The organism is Xanthomonas sp. NCPPB 3582 (assembly GCF_041475735.2).
GTDB classification, from domain to species: Bacteria; Pseudomonadota; Gammaproteobacteria; order Xanthomonadales; family Xanthomonadaceae; genus Xanthomonas; species Xanthomonas codiaei.
In genome coordinates this window covers 906,475-919,262 of record NZ_CM192968.1, presented here as the reverse complement: position 1 = coordinate 919,262, position 12,788 = coordinate 906,475, and the positions used below count along the sequence as shown (strand labels likewise).

Below are 12,788 nucleotides of genomic sequence, written 5' to 3'. Positions count from 1 at the left end.
CGAACGCGATATCCTTCCGGTCAAAGATCTCTACGACGGCGCACAAATGCTGCAGCATTCAAATCCACCCGCACATCACTTGGTACCTCGGATTCCATGGACGCCCTGATTCCCGTCAACTCGTTGTCCCGCCACATTGCGCCCGTGCAGGATGCACTGTCTCAGATTGCAAGCACGATCGTCGCAAGCGGTTACTATGTGCTCGGTCCGAACATGAAGGCTTTTGAGCAGGAGTTCGCTAGCTACTGTGGAAGCTGTCACTGCGTCAGCGTTGCCAATGGGACCGACGCTCTTGAGCTCTCCCTGAAGGCACTGGGCGTCGGCTCGGGGGATACTGTGGCCGTTGTTGCCAATGCGGCAATGTACGGCACCAGCGCGGTCCTGGCCTGCGGCGCTTCACCGGTTTTTGTCGATACAGGCGCGGGGACGGGGCTAATGTCCGTACCTGCGCTGGAAGCGGTGCTCGCCGGCGACAGCGCACCGGCAGCCGTGATCGTGACCCATCTCTATGGCCAACTGGCTGACATCGAAGCGATCGTAGCGCTGTGTCAACCACGTGGCATCAAGGTCGTGGAAGACTGCGCACAGGCACACGGCGCGGAACGGAATGGCCACCGCGCCGGTAGTTTCGGCGATATTGCTTCCTTCAGTTTTTATCCCACCAAGAATCTGGGCGCCTTGGGCGATGGCGGCGCGATCGTGACAAACGATGACCAGTTGGCCGCCCGTGCCGCGCAACTCCGCCAGTACGGATGGACGGCCAAGTACACCAATACTCTGCGCGGAGGCCGCAACAGCCGCCTCGACGAATTACAGGCCGCCATGCTGCGCCACATGCTTCCCCTGCTGGACGGCTGGAACCAGCGTCGCCGGGATATCGCCAACCGCTACGCTCAGGGCTTGTCCAACCCGAAGATCGAAGTGGGCGGCGTGGTGGGCGCCGAAAATGTGGCGCATTTGTACGTCGTGCGTTCAGATGACCGTGAGCAATTGCGTGCGCACCTCCAGGCCGCCGGCGTGCAGACCGAGGTCCATTACCCGTTGTGCGACCACCGCCAGCCATGCCATGAGGGTGCATTTGATTCCGTGGTACTACCGAACACGGAAGCCGATGCGGCGCGCGTAACCACGCTGCCATGCTTCCCGGAGCTGACCGATGAAGAAGTCGACCGGGTTATCGAAGCATGCAACCGGTTCTGAGCGAGGTGCAGTCGCCTTCCCTCAGCTTGGTTGTTCCGATCTACGGCAATGAAGGCTCGATCGATGATCTCTTGCAGGCTGTCGATTTGATCGCTCGTAGCGTCGGGGGGACATTTGAAGCCGTTTTCGTGGTGGATGGCAGTCCCGATCGCAGCTATGCCTTGCTGCGCGATAAGTTGCCTAGTTGCGCCTTTAGTTCGCAGCTGGCGACCTTGACCAGAAATTTCGGCGCGTTCCCGGCAATCCGCACCGGCTTGCAGCTCAGCCGCGGCGAATTGACCGCGGTAATGGCGGCCGACCTGCAGGAACCGCCCCAGTTGGTCATCGACTTCTGGCAGCACTACGCCAGCGAGCGGTACGACGTCGCCTTCGGCGTGCGCGAAGCGCGGAGCGACCCGGCCGCCTCGAAGCTGGCGTCAACCTTGTTCTGGGCGATCTATCGGCGCATGGTCATCAAGGATATTCCCAAGGGGGGCGTGGATATCTTCGCTGTCAGCCGTGGTTTTCTCGAACGGCTGTTGCTGTTGAACGAAGCCCATTCCAGCCTGCTTGCGCAACTGTTCTGGCTGGGCGGCAAGCGCGAATTTGTCAGTTATCAGCGGCGCGAGCGGCAGCACGGCAAGAGCGCCTGGACCTTGAGCAAGAAATTGCGGTATCTGTCCGATAGCGTTTTTGCTTTCACTGACCTTCCGGTCCGCATGCTGACGGCGCTTGGCCTTATCGCGCTGGCATTCACCACGTTGCTCGGGGCATTGGTGCTAGCCGCGAAGTTTTCCGGACTCGTCGCAGTGCCGGGCTACACGCTAACCATCTTGACCATTCTCTTCTTCGGCGCACTCAATTCATTGGGCCTGGGTATCGTGGGCACGTACGCCTGGCATGCGTTCGAAAATACCAAGGCACGTCCGCTGTCGATCATGCAGTCGGTCGAAAACTTCGAAAAGGATAACCTGTGAGTCATTTCGTGCACCCTAATGCTCTTTGCGAGAGCGACACCATCGGCGACGGCACCCGCGTCTGGGCATTTGCCCACGTGCTGCCCGGCGCCCGCCTTGGTCGCGACTGCAATATCTGCGACGGCGTATTCATCGAATCTGATGTTGTCGTCGGGGATCGAGTGACCGTCAAATGCGGCGTGCAACTGTGGGACGGCGTACGTTTGGGCGACGACGTTTTCGTTGGGCCGAATGCAACATTCACCAACGACCTGTTCCCGCGCAGCAGGGTGTATCCCGAGAAATTCCTCGGCACCGTGGTCGAGTCGGGCGCCTCGATTGGCGCCAATGCAACCATCCTGGCCGGCACTACCATCGGCAGTGGTGCCATGATCGGCGCTGGTGCAGTCGTTACGCGTTCTGTACCGCCCAATGCCATTGTGGTTGGTAATCCCGCACGCATTGTCGGCTACGTTTCCGACAAGGGCGCAAACCAGCCTGCCGCATCGCCAGTTGATCAGGGAATCACTGACACTGCCGTTCCGGGCGTCAAGCTGTACCGGATGCCCAGTTTCGCCGACATGCGTGGCTCGCTCTCCGTGGGAGATTTCGATAGTTTCCTGCCTTTCAATGCAAGACGGTATTTCCTGGTTTATGGCGTCCCCACCCAGGAGACCCGTGGCGAACACGCGCACAAGCGCTGCCATCAGTTTCTGATCTGTGTCTCCGGCTCGGTCAGAGTCCTTGCGGATGACGGCACCCGCCGCATTGACGTCGAACTCAACTCGCCGAACCAGGGCATCCATCTGCCGCCGATGATCTGGGGAACCCAATACAAGTACTCGAAGGACGCTGTTCTTCTGGTATTTGCTTCCGAGCCCTACGACTCAGACGAATACATTCGCGACTACGCTGACTTCAAGAGTCTGGCGAATGCAGCCGGATGAGTCCCCACAAGCCGATGCCCTGTTTGGGCGGCATCGGCCATTGGTCTCCGTGGCGCTGCGCTTCCTGCTGGGCGGGGCACTCAACACGGGCCTTACCCTGGTGCTGTACTGGGCGCTCCTCCGCTTTATGCACTATCAGTGGGCTTATTTTGCGAGTTTCTGTGCAGGCATATTGTGCAGTTACCTGATCAACACTCGTTACGTTTTTCGCGCACAACACAGCTGGCTGAAGTTTGCGGCGTTTCCGCTCATCTATCTGGTGACCTATGCACTTGGGTCCCTGGCGCTGGAACTCAGCGTAGGGCATCTAGGCGTGCCGGCGACGGTCGGCCCGCTGATCTCTATCGTTGTCACGCTGCCAGTGTCGTTCATCCTGAGCAAGTTGTTGTTGCAGGCTCCCATGCCCGGCTCCCCCCGGGGCTGAGCCAATAGAGGCGCAAAACGTCACCCCACCTCACGCCTGCCTGCAGCTCTAAATGGCGCAGCGCGTCCATTCTTGAACTGTGGATTACATGAGCACCCTACTTCCTCTTACCACGCCGGCCCGCCCCACGATCAAGGCCGAATGGCTGCCCCTCCTGTTAGGCGCCGCTCTGTCAGTCGTGGCGGGTAGCGTCCTGCTCGTCGGCTGGCGAGCGAGCCTACTGCCCGTGCTGGACTATCCTTTCTCGTATAGAGGCGACGCCTTGAGCAGCCTCTGGCTGACGCAGCGAGCGATGGAAGGATGGATCTTCGAGAACGCCCGTAGTGGCTTCCCATTTGGCTCCTCCTTCCTGGATTACCCTGGAGCAGATTCCGGCAGCTTCCTGTTCCTGAAGCTTGCCGGCATGCTGACCGGCAGTAGTGCCGCGGCAATCAATCTATTCTTCCTGCTGGGTTTTGCCGCGAACTTTCTGACGGCATATTGGGTCATGCGCTGGCTACGCGTCGGTCGTTCGCTGTCCTTTACCACTGCCATGCTTTTTACCCTGGCACCGTTCCATTTCCTGCGGTTGCAGCACATCTTCTACACCTGGTATTTCGGCATCCCGATCTACTTCATGCTTGCGATCCGAATTGCGCGCGCCGACGTATCTCTGGATTTCTGGAGCGCCCGGCCCGCACGCAAGATGGCGCTTGCTGCGCTGTACCTAGTCCTGAGCTGTTTCGGCGTTTACTACACGGCATTCGGCCTGATCCTGATTGGAACGGCTTGCCTCATGGCGCTGTTCCAGAAGAACTGGACTTCCATCACCCGCATCGCAGCACCCGTCATTTTCTTCGTCACGCTCGGCACGCTGGCAAATGTTGCACCCAACGTGATCAACGAGCAGATCAACGGCCACAATCCGGAAGTGGCTGCCCGCGCGCCAGCAGAGTCCGAGATCTACGGCGTGAAGTTGATGCAGTTGATTCTACCGCGCCCCGACCACAGGCTACCCAAGCTGGCTAATGCCACGGCCCAGTACATGGCCAACACACCGTTGATCAACGAGAACACGACCGCCTCCCTGGGCCTGATCGGTTCCATCGGTCTTGCCATCCTGGCGCTGGTCACGTTCGCACGCCTTGCCGATCGGCGCGTTGAAGAACGCATTGTCCTGTTGGCGATTCTGTCCGGCGTCCTTCTGACATTCATGACCATCGGCGGGCTTGGCTCACTCTTCGCACACGTCGTATCTCCCTCCATCCGCGGCTGGAACCGGGCCAGCATCTTCATCATGTTCAGCACGCTGGCTGCGGTGGCCATCGCAGTGCAGATACTGTCAGACAAGGTGGGGCGTCGACACCACATGACCATCGCCTCTTTCGCTGCCGCCGGCATGCTGGTCTTCGGCACCTGGGATCAGACCTCGGTTGCGTGCGGCCGGTGTCAGTCCAGCGCGCGCAATGCGTACGAGCAGGACAAGCGTTTCATCCGCGGCATTGAGGCTGCCCTCCCTGTCGGTGCAGCGGTTTACCAGTTGCCCTACATGCCGTTTCCGGAAGTGCCACCTAAGAACGCCTTGCACACATATGACCTTGCGGTGGGATTCGTACACTCGCAGCACCTGAAGTGGAGCTATGCGGGAATGAAGGGCCGTGAAGGCGACCTGTTCTACCGGAAGCTGGAAACCCAACCCGCCGCAGCACAGCTCCAGGCGATCGGTCGTTTCGGCTTCGACGCTGTCTACATCGACAAGCGCGGCTATGCCGACCAAGGAGCGCAGGTCATTGCTGAATGGACACATGCCATTGGCGCACCGCCGGCAATGACGCGCGAAGACGGCGCGGTTGTGCTCTTTCGCCTACCAGGGGGTGCAAAGCCTGCAAACATCAGGGCCGCCAGGGACGCAGCAGTCACCGAGCCTGCGGCAGATACCAGCATCACCCTCCCCTCGCTGCGCAGCCTGCTCACACAAGGCTGGTCATCCGACGAGGCATGGGGCGTGTGGTCCGCAGGTACAAGCTCATCGCTGAGCTATCGTGTCACCCCAATAACGGTCGGCAGGACAACAGTAATCCTGCGTGGCAACCCATTTCTAGCCGGCCCCCAGCAAGTGCTGCGTATCCATGCCACGGTCAACGGCGTTCAAGCGCTCGACACCCGCGTCACCGCAGCACAAGCCATGCCGATAGCACTGCGGATTCCCGTCACGACCCACCAGCCGGGTGAGGTGGTAGATATCGTCTTGAACTACGAAACACCGGTCTCTCCCGCCCAGATCGGCATATCTGCAGACCAGCGGCTGCTTGCCTTCGGGCTGACAAGTCTTGAAATCTGCAAGACCGATTGCAACAGATAAGCTGCTTCCGGGGCTGAACGATCGCCAGTGCCACCCCGGTCGTTTCCAACTGGCGCACCTTTAACGGGCCGCAGGTGCATCAGCGTTTACGATGACGCCGAGTCCAAATACCAGGCATTCGCAAGGCGGGACCTCGGCCGAATTCTCAGACCAAAGTTCGATTTATCTCGCCGCCCTTCGATTGGGCTCACAGTTCGGCGCTGGCAGCTTCAAGCATCCAGCGCAGCGTCTCCTCCAGCGCGAGACTCTGCCAATCGCCGATCAGCTCCTGCAACCTGGCATTGCTGCCAAGCAACTTCTTAACTTCATTCTCCCGAACGAACGCGGGGTTTACCTGGACGTCGATGTCATGGCCGGTGATTCTCGAGCAGATCCTGATGATGTCCCCTAGCGAACTGGCGACACCCGAGCACACATTAACGATCTGCCCTTCGGCCGCTGACGCCTGCAGAAGCTTGCGATAAGCCAGCACGACCGACCTGACATCGCCAAAATCGCGCCACACTTCGGTGTTGCCCAACTCAATGGAAGAGGCACGCGATGCGAAATGGGAAACGATCTTGGGGATCAGGAAGTTGGTCGCCTGACCAACCCCGGTATAGTTGAAGGGGCGGGCAATCACCAGGGGCAGGCGCTCGTGCCACAAGCCGGCGACATATTCCATGGCGAGCTTGCTCACCGCGTAGTCGTTCGCGGGCGAGGGCGTGACCGACTCGTCGATCACGCCCTCGGTGGCATTGCCGTAGACATTGGCACTGCTCGCGATCAACACCCTCTCCGGGCGGTGTTGGGTTGCAGCCAACGCCTGCAGCAGGTTACGCGTGCCTAGCAGATTGACGCGGTAAAAATCGTCGGCATCCCCATGACCGACAAAGGCCACTGCCGCCAGATGCACAACGTAGTCAGCTTGGGCCTGCGCAACGGCGCGAGCGACATCGGCAGCGTCGCGCAGATCCATCGGCCAGAACTCGTCGGTGCTGCCCGTGCCGGAAGCGTCCGAACGCGTCCCGACGCCAATGACCGTGCAGCCCTGTTCCTTGAGCTGCCGAGTCATGTAGCGCCCGGTGAATCCGGACGCTCCGCTGATCAGAACCCGCTTGCCCGTCAGGTCAGAATGAGAAGCCACGCTCGTTCCTCTTCAGATCGGCCTCGACCATCATCTGGCACAGCTGCTCCAGCGTGGTCTCAGGCTTCCAGCCGAGGATACGGGCCGCCTTTTCGGGGTCGCCGATCAGTAGCTCCACTTCTGCAGGGCGGTGGAACTTCGGATTGATGCGCATGACCGCCTTGCCGGTGGCAGTGTCCACCGCAGTCTCTTCAGCGTCCTTTCCGCGGAACTCGACGTCGATGCCCGCTCCCTTGAACGCCATGCTCACGAAATCGCGCACGGTCTCGGTGCGATTGGTCGCGAGCACGAAAGTATCCGGCTCCTCGGCCTGCAGCATCCGCCACATACCTTCCACATACTCGCGCGCGAAGCCCCAGTCACGCTTGGCGTCCAGATTGCCCAACTCCATGCAGTCCAGCAGCCCGAGCTTTATCTTGGCCACCGAGTCGGTGATCTTGCGCGTCACGAATTCACGTCCGCGCAATGGACTTTCATGGTTGAACAGAATTCCGCTGGATCCGAAGATATCGTAACTCTCCCGGTAATTTACCGTAATCCAGTGGGCGTAAAGCTTGGCAACGCCGTATGGGCTACGTGGCCAAAACGGCGTGTCTTCCTTTTGAGGAACCGCCTGGACCTTACCGAACATCTCCGAAGTCGATGCCTGGTAGAACCGGATCTTCGGGTTCACCAGACGAATCGCCTCAAGCAGGTGCAGCGCGCCGATACCGGTGATTTGCGCCGTCGTGGTCGGCTGATCGAAACTGACTCCGACGAAGCTCTGGGCAGCGAGATTGTAGATCTCGTCGGGCTGGATCTTCTGGACCATCGCGATCGTCGTCCCCAGATCCGTGAGGTCGTACTCCACCAATTCCAAATTCGGATGCTTCGCGACGCCAACCTCCTCAAGGCGCCAGAAGTTAACTGAACTGGTCCGTCGGTATGTGCCATACACCTTGTAACCCTTGCCAAGCAACAGCTCGGTCAGGTAGGCACCATCCTGCCCGGTGACGCCGGTAATGATTGCAATCTTGTTAGTCATCTACATTCTCTTCGGAAATTGGTGAAAACAGCCCCGCTCTGGATCACGCCCATACGCGTCCGGAGCATCGCCGTGCAGGAAAGCAACGGCGCCATCATAGCTTGCCTGACCTCAATCAGCCTCCTGGATCGGATACCAGACTGGCGGCCGGCTTCAGAAGTGCGGCGGCAAGCTGGTCGGCGCTCTGCGCCCAGGTCAACCAAGGCAGCTCGTCAGTCCGCGGATGCACGTTCTGTGTATGCAGCTCTAGCCATTTTTCGATGGCGCTCGCTATATCCGCCGACGTGTTTCCTGCGAAGTATGCGGCGTGCTCGCCAGCAACCTCGCGGAACACCGGGATATCGCGGGCCAGAATTGGCAGTCGTCGCTGCCCCGCCTCGATCAGTGGCAAGCCAAAACCTTCGCCCTCAGAGGCGGCGATGAGGCAGGTGCAGGCCTGGTAGAGCTTTTCCAAGAGTTCGTCGCTGGCGGAGCTGAGCCAAAAAAGATTGCGATGAAGCTGCGGATGCGTTTCCAACTTTTCGCAAAGCTCGTCCACCATCCAGCCCTTCTTGCCGACGATCACCAAGGCAATCTCCTGCCCTGCAGACCATAGATGCTCAAATGCGGCCAACACGCCGGCATACCCCTTGCGAGGTTCGAGCGTACCCACCATCAAGAAACTCCTCACCTGCTGCAGGCGAGAGAGAAGCGCGTCGGCATGATCCGGCATGCCCCGACTGGGAGCACTTCCTTCAAGATCAGCGCCAAGGTGGAACCACGCGACGTCCGGCTGCTTGCCGATTCCATTCTCCAGCATCCATGCAGTCACATCATCTGCAACGGCCTGCGAAATACAGATCAACCGGTCCGATACGGAAACGATACCTCGCAGCCAGCGCTCATGGTGCTGCCCGCCGGGCCCGGGCCACCATTGTGGATTCCGCACAGGCAGGATGTCATAGACCACGAAATTGATCACTACTCCCGCAACATGAAAGTAATCGAACCAATCGGAGGCCAGGTCAACAGCGTGCCCCACCAGATCCAGGCCGACGAAGACGTCGCCCGCGTGACACACCAGTGCCGTATCCTCACCGAGATCCTGACCTAAAAGGTGGCCGGCGTAGGCATTGGCGCACACATAGCGACGTGACTCGCGATCCAACCTGACGAGCTGGATGCGGTAGCCATGCGGCGGCCGGCGCAGCCATTCATTCGAGATGGCGCGCGTCACGCGCTGGATACCCGTCCCACGATCGTGCACGGCCAGCTCGGTAACGTCGAGCATGAGCATGCGCTCCTCTGGCGCTATGCTGCGGTCCAACGCATCTGCTGCTGCAACCAGTGCGAGCGTTTGCGTACTTTTCCGGCCAAGTGCGGCCATGGCTATATTGAGTGCCTGACCAGCATCGGTGCGCGGCAGGGATCGCATATGCACGCTCTCGCAAGCGTCGAGAAACGCTGTTGCGCTTCTTTCCCAAGAGAACGCAGTAGCCCGATGCTCCGAAAAAGCGCGAGCTTTCGCTACGGCTGCATCATCCTCAAGCATCCAGCGAATCCGCTCGGACATCTCGGCAGTGTCATAAGGATCAAACAGCATGGCCGGCTCCGTGGCAATCTCCGGAACACTTGAAGCGTTGGCTGCAATGACCGCTGCACCACATGCCATTGCTTCCAATACCGGCAAACCAAATCCCTCGTGCCAGGACGGAAACACGAAGAAGCGGCATTCGTTATACAGCGCAACCAGCTCTTCGTCTGAAACATAACCGGTAAAGATGACCTCGTCCGCTTGCAGCCCTCGTTCCAACGCGACGCGCTTGAGATCGTCCACCAACGGCGAAGGCATGCGTCCGGCCATGACCAGGCGGGCAATCTTGCGCGTTGCAACGGGCAGTGCCGCATATGCATCGATCAAGCGGTTCAAATTCTTACGCCGATCCGCTCCACCGGTATAGAGAAAAAACTCACCTTCGATCCCGAATTTCGCGCGGACCAAACGACGCGCCGGATGCTGGATTTCCAACTGTGAGAACACAGCATCGCATCCTGCAGAGATGTTGAAGACCTTATCGCTGCCAAATTTTCCAACCCGACGCGCCTCGTCAGCTGAACTTCCCGATATCGCTAAGACCGCATCCGCCCGCTGTAAGAAAGAAAACTTCTCCGCGTAAGCTTTGGCATAGACCGGGTCGTGATTGAGATAAACCTCTGGGTTCATCATCGGAATCAAGTCATACATCGTCACCACGGTCGGGATCTGGAAGAGACGACCGATGCTGGTCAATGCGTTGTCGCCGTAGCCCTCAAACAGACTGGATACATGCACGATATCCGGCTTCAATGAAGCCAGCGCTGCCTCCCTCACGATCTCGGCATGACTGCACCGCGTGCTATTTCCAGTATCGCAGGCATGCACGGGAAGAGGCACATACCATACGTGGATACTGCTCTGCGGAATGAGCCCCTTGAACGCAGCCCGAATATCCTTCACGGCCTCCGGAAAAGCACCGTTCAATGCAACATGGATATCGTGCCCCCGTGCGTCGCGGGCTACTGCAAGCGCCAATGCCAGGCTATAGCGCCCGATACCCCGGAAACGACTCTCCGACTGCGCTCCCTGCAGATCCATTACGATGCGCATCAAGCAGACTCCCCATTGCGTATGGCCAACATGCGCTCATAGATCTTATGACCACGGGCAGACAGCTTCGCTGCCGCGACCGGCTCGGCAACCACGGTGACATCCACGACCTGGCCGGGACGCGGCCGATCCTCCACCACTGGCTGAATCACGCTATCAATCCCCATATCCGCCGCGACGGCGCCCCTGATCCTGCCATGGACGGAAGGCGCCATACGCAACCAGTTATTCAGCACACGGGCAAGCGCCGGGCGCTTGAGAACACGACGAACCAGAGCAAGCAGGATCCGCTTCAGCGATGCGCGAGGCCACCTCACCAAACGCGCCATCCCTCGTAAAGGACGCGTCAGGCGCCATGACGCACTAACCTGGATATCGTGCAGATTTTGCTCGGCAGTGCTGGCACGCAGGTACCAATGATGGGCATTTTGAAGTGAAGAATCGAGCTGCATGCGGAGTTCATCCAACTGCTCACGGACGACCGTGAAGCTGGCACCGGAAGTCTCCAATCTCCGGCGGAGATCATGCATGTTCGAGGTGCCCGACAGCTGCAGATGATGCAACTCGCCGATAGTATCTTTCAGCCCATCGATCTCCCTGTTGAGCTTGTCGATGGCTTCTTCGCGATCATTTGCGCGCAGATACCAATGATGGGCGTTACTCAGCGACTCACCGAGCTTGGTCTCAAATTCGGCCGAGCGTGCTTCGACCGCCCGGATGTAGCGCTCATAGATGAGCAGTGCGTGCTCCTGCTTTCGCAGCGGCCATATCCAGCCGGCTCGCTCTGCCTCATCATCCTTCTGGCCGATCGCCTCCCTCAAAGCGCGAAACGTCCATTCCCCACGTGGGCGATTGAATATCGTATAGAACGCGACCCGATAGCGAGTCGGTAGCATGGAGATATCGAGGAGCGGGCGGCGAACGGGCAATGGCGGCGCGATCTGTCCCTGCACCAATTCCCGCAGCGTTATCAAGAGCGAAAGAAGTAGGTCGTCTGGCCAGACGCAATCAACTGAACTAGTCGAGACGGCACCATAATCGATAAACGTGGCAGTCCCGTTGTCATTGACAAGCAGGTTCCAACAGCGCAGATCGTTGTGGTAAAGCCCAGCCGCCTCCAGCGCAACAAGTTGCGCAATGATGGAATCGGCTATCTCCTCGTAAGAATACGGCGCCTTGTCTTGGATCATCTCCGAAAGCAGGCGCCCTGGCAGCTGTTCTCGCAGAATCCATACGTCGCGACTGTCCTGCAGGTTATGCATCAGAGCCGGAACAACCACCCCAGGAGGCGGATCACGCAAGAAGCTCACTTCGTTTTCATATTCTGCGAGGTTGATCTTCCTCCTCGACGCCTCAACCAAGGACATCTGCTTGAGAATCACGCCATCGGCAAAGTAGTAGCGTCGCGTCCCTGCGTGACTATTCATCGCATGAGCGTGTGATTCCGTGCGCCACGATAGAAATTCACGGAAATCATCGCCAATCAGCCAGTAACGACTGCTTGCGAAATACAACGGCCTGACGATACCTGACAGATGCGTTCCCTGATGGGACAACACTCGGAGATACGCATAGCGCTGCAGCAATTCTGCTGGGTCTCCGGGCTGCGACGCCCCCCAATACAGCGGCTCTTCCCGCACAGCAAGCTCGTATACACCAGCCGCAATGCAAGCGTCGATCTGCCCAATCAATTCGACAACAGGCTCCAGGCCATGCTCATGGATGAGGTGATGAAAGACGCTCAGCCCAAGGACGAGATCATATCTACCAATCTCAAGCCCCCTTACGATGTCCTCGATCCGGGCACACTCGAAGGTAGCGGCCACAAAGCCCTGCTCTTCCGCCAACGCTCGACATACCGCCACGTTGCGGTCGAGAAAATCCGCACCATGGACAATGGCCCCCTGCGCCGCCAGGTTTAGGGAGAAATAGCCTTGTGCGCATCCAAGATCGAGCACCCGAATCGGACGTCCCAATGCCGTCCGCAGATGGTTGACCACATCTAGGATGACCTCCAAGCGGTCCTCGCAACCACGGGAGCTGCCGTCGGAGATTTCTGGATGGCCAAAGATCGGCTGATACTTTTCGGGTAAAGCAGCAACAAGATCGGTGATAGAACTGTTGCCCGGGGAAACGGAATGCGTCATCAATGGGACCTAAGATTA

The 12,788-nt window shown here is 58.9% G+C and carries 9 protein-coding genes and 2 pseudogenes; 7 read left to right on the top strand and 4 right to left on the bottom strand.

Features of this window, described 5'->3' with window-relative positions; genetic code table 11:
• Positions 1–96: 96 nt before the first annotated feature.
• The 7 genes and pseudogenes from ACCQ05_RS03935 to ACCQ05_RS03905 all read left to right on the top strand — a co-directional run bounded on the left by ACCQ05_RS03935 (position 97) and on the right by ACCQ05_RS03905 (position 5,847).
• Positions 97–1,200 (top strand): DegT/DnrJ/EryC1/StrS family aminotransferase, encoded by a 1,104-nt coding sequence (locus ACCQ05_RS03935; RefSeq protein ID WP_228961800.1) that lies wholly within the window; start codon positions 97–99, stop codon positions 1,198–1,200.
• Entirely contained in the window at positions 1,185–2,156 is a 972-nt protein-coding gene (locus ACCQ05_RS03930; protein ID WP_372392986.1) for a glycosyltransferase family 2 protein, read from the top strand. Before ACCQ05_RS03935 ends, ACCQ05_RS03930 begins: the two co-directional genes overlap by 16 nt.
• A pseudogene (locus ACCQ05_RS03925) lies at positions 2,153–2,353 on the top strand (WxcM-like domain-containing protein); the annotation flags it as partial. The gene ACCQ05_RS03930 and the pseudogene ACCQ05_RS03925, both read left to right, overlap by 4 nt.
• A 114-nt stretch (positions 2,354–2,467) precedes the next feature.
• Positions 2,468–2,608 (top strand): annotated as a pseudogene (locus ACCQ05_RS03920) (DapH/DapD/GlmU-related protein); the annotation flags it as partial.
• A gap of 90 nt (positions 2,609–2,698) precedes the next feature.
• On the top strand, positions 2,699–3,082 hold the full coding sequence (locus ACCQ05_RS03915) for a sugar 3,4-ketoisomerase (protein WP_372393919.1): 384 nt from the start codon (positions 2,699–2,701) through the stop codon (positions 3,080–3,082).
• Complete coding sequence (locus tag ACCQ05_RS03910; protein WP_228961797.1) at positions 3,069–3,506, top strand: GtrA family protein; 438 nt, start codon at positions 3,069–3,071, stop codon at positions 3,504–3,506. The genes ACCQ05_RS03915 and ACCQ05_RS03910 overlap by 14 nt, the downstream gene beginning before the upstream one ends.
• Positions 3,507–3,594: 88 nt before the next feature.
• A complete protein-coding gene (locus ACCQ05_RS03905; RefSeq protein WP_228961796.1) occupies positions 3,595–5,847 on the top strand; it encodes a sugar translocase in 2,253 nt (750 codons plus the stop codon).
• A gap of 187 nt (positions 5,848–6,034) precedes the next feature.
• On the opposite strand, the gene ACCQ05_RS03900 is transcribed toward ACCQ05_RS03905, so the two are convergent.
• The 4 genes from ACCQ05_RS03900 to ACCQ05_RS03885 form a co-directional block, all read right to left on the bottom strand.
• Positions 6,035–6,973 (bottom strand): NAD-dependent epimerase/dehydratase family protein, encoded by a 939-nt coding sequence (locus tag ACCQ05_RS03900; protein ID WP_228961795.1) that lies wholly within the window; start codon positions 6,971–6,973, stop codon positions 6,035–6,037.
• Positions 6,957–7,997, bottom strand: a complete 1,041-nt coding sequence (gene gmd / locus ACCQ05_RS03895; protein WP_228961794.1) for a GDP-mannose 4,6-dehydratase — start codon at positions 7,995–7,997, stop codon at positions 6,957–6,959. Before gmd ends, ACCQ05_RS03900 begins: the two co-directional genes overlap by 17 nt.
• A gap of 115 nt (positions 7,998–8,112) precedes the next feature.
• Positions 8,113–10,623 carry a glycosyltransferase family 4 protein gene (locus tag ACCQ05_RS03890; protein ID WP_228961793.1) on the bottom strand — a complete coding sequence of 837 codons (2,511 nt, stop codon included), beginning with the start codon at positions 10,621–10,623 and terminating at the stop codon, positions 8,113–8,115.
• Positions 10,623–12,770 (bottom strand): methyltransferase domain-containing protein, encoded by a 2,148-nt coding sequence (locus ACCQ05_RS03885; RefSeq protein WP_228961792.1) that lies wholly within the window; start codon positions 12,768–12,770, stop codon positions 10,623–10,625. Before ACCQ05_RS03885 ends, ACCQ05_RS03890 begins: the two co-directional genes overlap by 1 nt.
• Positions 12,771–12,788 lie beyond the last annotated feature (18 nt).

Coding starts and splice junctions, on each gene's coding strand:
- ACCQ05_RS03935 (WP_228961800.1), top strand. CDS start 97: ATGGACGCCCTGATTCCCGTCAACTCGTTGTCCCGCCACATTGCGCCC.
- ACCQ05_RS03930 (WP_372392986.1), top strand. CDS start 1,185: ATGCAACCGGTTCTGAGCGAGGTGCAGTCGCCTTCCCTCAGCTTGGTT.
- ACCQ05_RS03915 (WP_372393919.1), top strand. CDS start 2,699: ATGCCCAGTTTCGCCGACATGCGTGGCTCGCTCTCCGTGGGAGATTTC.
- ACCQ05_RS03910 (WP_228961797.1), top strand. CDS start 3,069: ATGCAGCCGGATGAGTCCCCACAAGCCGATGCCCTGTTTGGGCGGCAT.
- ACCQ05_RS03905 (WP_228961796.1), top strand. CDS start 3,595: ATGAGCACCCTACTTCCTCTTACCACGCCGGCCCGCCCCACGATCAAG.
- gmd (WP_228961794.1), bottom strand. CDS start 7,997: ATGACTAACAAGATTGCAATCATTACCGGCGTCACCGGGCAGGATGGT.
- ACCQ05_RS03890 (WP_228961793.1), bottom strand. CDS start 10,623: ATGCGCATCGTAATGGATCTGCAGGGAGCGCAGTCGGAGAGTCGTTTC.
- ACCQ05_RS03885 (WP_228961792.1), bottom strand. CDS start 12,770: ATGACGCATTCCGTTTCCCCGGGCAACAGTTCTATCACCGATCTTGTT.